Source organism: Photobacterium minamisatsumaniensis, from assembly GCF_050336695.1.
GTDB lineage: Bacteria > Pseudomonadota > Gammaproteobacteria > Enterobacterales > Vibrionaceae > Photobacterium > Photobacterium minamisatsumaniensis.
This window is the reverse complement of the sequence record NZ_JAKJSI010000091.1, coordinates 1-3864: the sequence shown is the minus strand read 5'-3', so window position 1 is coordinate 3864 and position 3864 is coordinate 1. Positions and strand designations below refer to the sequence as shown.

Annotated in this window: 4 protein-coding genes; all 4 read right to left on the bottom strand. The window is 29.4% G+C overall.

Annotated features, from left to right (window positions below; all coding sequences use genetic code 11):
• Nucleotides 1-1237 (bottom strand): hypothetical protein (locus L4D78_RS28025; protein WP_428469966.1); only part of this gene is annotated, 1237 nt, incomplete at its 3' end.
• Nucleotides 1222-2055, bottom strand: coding sequence for a glycosyltransferase family 2 protein (locus tag L4D78_RS28020; protein ID WP_428469965.1), 834 nt, complete (start codon nucleotides 2053-2055; stop codon nucleotides 1222-1224). The genes L4D78_RS28020 and L4D78_RS28025, both read right to left, overlap by 16 nt.
• A complete protein-coding gene (locus L4D78_RS28015; RefSeq protein WP_428469964.1) occupies nucleotides 2040-2984 on the bottom strand; it encodes a polysaccharide pyruvyl transferase family protein in 945 nt (314 codons plus the stop codon). The genes L4D78_RS28020 and L4D78_RS28015 overlap by 16 nt, the downstream gene beginning before the upstream one ends.
• Nucleotides 2971-3864: lipopolysaccharide biosynthesis protein (locus L4D78_RS28010; RefSeq protein ID WP_428469963.1), on the bottom strand; the 894-nt coding region annotated here is incomplete at its 5' end. The genes L4D78_RS28010 and L4D78_RS28015, both read right to left, overlap by 14 nt.

Genomic DNA, 3864 nt, shown 5'->3' with positions numbered 1-3864 from the left:
GAATAAACCATATATATACAAGTGATTTCGAGAAATTCATAAAGTCAGACCTAAACGAGTTAGTTATTGCAAACAAAAGAGCCACATAAAAAAACATCCATAAATGAGAAGATCTAAAAATCCCAAGTAATGACTTTTTAAGAAAGTAACCTAATAGGAAATGTGTCACACTAACAGTTACCCATCCTCCAGAGTAAATACCTTCAGCAAGAAATCCAAAATCGAAACCAAACCAACCAAATTCATCTTGCAATTTTAGGGCTAATGGTTGACCAAATAAATAGTCTTGAAATATAAATCGCGGAAACAACGTATTACCAATCGCTGACAAATATGAACCAATCCCCTGAAAGCCATTTTCAGTCACAAATGCTGCCATATTAGTATTCACATGTAAAGTAGGCATTGGTGATAATATATACACTAAAAGAAACTTGGGATTTAGTTCAGAAAAAGAAACATCTGATAAAAGAATACCCCATCCARCAGGAAGCGACCGGCCTAACGCGAGAAAGCATGATAAAATAACGCTGATGAATATCATCACACTCAGTAAACGAAGCCTTCTAATACTGAATTCATTATTCAAATATTTTATGATAAGAACAATAACTATTGCAAAGATTGGAATCAAAGCATCCCTTCTGCTGCCATCAAACCCAACTAAAAGAATATGAAAATTAAGGATAATATATGTAGGTAAAAAGTTTCTTATTTTCACGTTAGTTCTAAAGTCAAAAAGAATAACAACAAATAATAAAAGAGCACTAAGCCTCACGCAGACATCATACCAAAATGGCCTGATTTCAGAAACAAAAGTTCTTCGGTCACTAATTCCTATCATTTGAAATGCTTCAAAATAACTATAGATAAGAAGAAAAAATATCAAACACTTTAGCAATAAACCAATCTTTATCGGAGGTAAAATTTTGTTAAGTCCGAAATTATTAAAAGATGTATTTTGTTTAAGTTTATATCTTGTGAAAAACCCAATATGGAATGAAATACCTGCTATTAAACTATATTCTAAAACCTCAAGAATAAAATCTTGCTTTATCGATATACTGTAATTTAGACCAAGCAACTCTAGCAAGGCAGGATAAATCCAATACCCTGAACTTATCAAAAAAATAGGCATCAAAGAAAAGTAAAAAGCTTTTCCATTAAATCTTAGCGTTGGAATAAACCATATAAAGAAATTAAGGAATAGTAGCAAGTTCATCATTTCATCATACATAATATTTCTTTAAACATAACAATTGGAAACTTAATCCAGAAATTTTTCAAAGTTCTAGATTTATGGCAGTTTATGAAGCTTCGATCACTTAAGGCAACTTCAAAATCTTTATATATACCATCATATTCACCTGATGAATCAACTACTTTCTTATACATTTTAATCACTAATTCACTCCGGTTGTGTGAAAGTGAAGACTCTAAAAGTCGGTAATCTAACAAACTCCTATATGAACACTCAAAATCACCAACATCTTTGAGCTTTAGCCAAAGTAAGTAATCTTCAAAAAACTTGGGGATTCTTTCATTATAACCACCAACTTTATAAAATGATTTTTTGCAAAACATCACTGAAGGATGAAAAATACAATTTCCCTTTCTAAGCTGAATTTTTACCGCTTTATTAGATATAACAGAATTTGAATAGCCTAAAATTAATCCATTGTCATCTATATACCTGACATTAGAGGAATGTAAAACTAAGGCTTTATTTTTTTGAAAAGAATCATATTGAACTTTAAATCTATCTGGATGACAAATATCATCCGCATCCATACGTGCAATATAATTTGACTGAGATAATGAAACACCTTCATTTAGCGTTGATACCAGCCCTTTATTTTCTCTACTGATAAGCTTTATTCTCTTATCAGTAAAAGACTTAATTATTTCAAGAGAATTATCAGTACTCCCATCATCAATGACTATTAATTCAAACTCAGAAAATGATTGATTTAGGACAGAGGTTATCGCGGCTTCAATATATAACTCAGCATTATATACCGGAAGAACAACACTGACCTTTATTTCTTGTTCCATACAGCCATACCCAGTTTATTCAACCATAAATTATAATATCTAGAGTTTTTCCCATAAGAATTATCAGTAACATTAACCTTCTTATCTAATAAATGGGCAAAAATCATTCCGTGTAATCTATTAGTATACAAGTGATCGGTGCTTAATATTTTTCTACCACCAACAATCGCCATTTTTTTTGATTGCTTTAACCATAGTTTAGATAAAATAGAAGATAAGTTAATTCTTTTTCCTATGGTTCTTAATAAAACATTAATCACTTTCCTTTTTAATTCGTCCCTTATTGAAACAAGGTCAAACCAATCAAAATTAACTGTACCTTCAGGCGTTGATGACCGAGGTATATTTGAAATCTCCTTATCTGTTCTTGACAAGAATAAATCACTATGTTCAATATTCGTTTCACTTTTTAAAATTTCTAAAAATTTGCTGCCATATAAGTAATGTGCCATATCAGGCATCAACATAACTTTGGTGCTATAATCTTTTACGATCTCATATGATTCTATATCTCTAACGAATATAGATAGGTTTTGATGATTTCTATGTATAGATTGAGAAATTTTTCTTTTATTTAGTGAATTAAAATGCACGGATTGAGGCAAAATAATTATTTTATTATTAGGGAATTTTTTTATTATATTATGTCTTAAATCTTGGCAAACCTCATAAATATCGCCAAAATTCCCTCCACCATGAAAAATAATAACATCATCATCTTTAATTTTATTTGTCACCCAGTCACTATTGGCTTCATATAATGTATATCGCCCAATAACATTGATATTATTATCTTCAAAGAAACTTTCAGTACCCAAATATATTAAAAGATCTCCAATGTTATAATGCAATGGGTAATCCAAATAGTGTACTTTACTATCGCCAATATCATCAACTATAACTTTTAACTTCTCTTTAAGGTTTTTCATAATACACCAAGAATAAAACGGTAGTAAGAAATCTATATACGCATGATAAAATGTAACATATTGATATATTATATAGATTAACATTGTTTGTATAATACAACATACCAACCCCTAAAAGAAATACAACAACTGAACCAATAGTCCTAATTAAGTTAGTGTATATCTTTAAGTCAGATATTAATTTCTGCGCAAGCATCCATGATAAGCTTGCAATTAAAGAACCTGCAATAATATTTGAGAGCAAAACTTCGTTACCTGAATATTTTTCACCAAAAAGTGACGTTATAATAAAGTCACCAAAATAAAATGAAAAAACATAACAAGTAGGCAAAGAAAGAAATATAAAACCAAATGAATAAGTTAAGTACTTACTAGCTACAACATCATTTTTTTGAAAATAGCTCAGTAAATTAACAGAAATTCTTTCAAATATCTTTGATACAAGACTTGCTAAACTAAACATCGTCACATATATCCCAGTCTCTTTCATTGATAACATTTTATAAATTATCAATTTATCTATGTTGTTAGCAAAAAAAGAAACGATTGAGTTTAGCCATATATAAAATGATGTTTTAATCAATCCATCACTATTAACACTGACAGACAATTCATTACGACGAAAAATCCATAATAAAGATGACAATATATTCGACAATACAAATACATATATAACATCAGTTACTGTAATAGTGTCTTTATATAAAACAACAAACAAAACGAAAGCTATACATAAAATAGGTTGAATAAGAAATATACGTTCATATATCTTTATGTAGTGATGGTTTTTTGAACGCTCTATTGAGTAGTTGTAGAACAACATACCTATCCCAATAGATAATATTATATCGATATTTACATTAACATCATAATACAATGT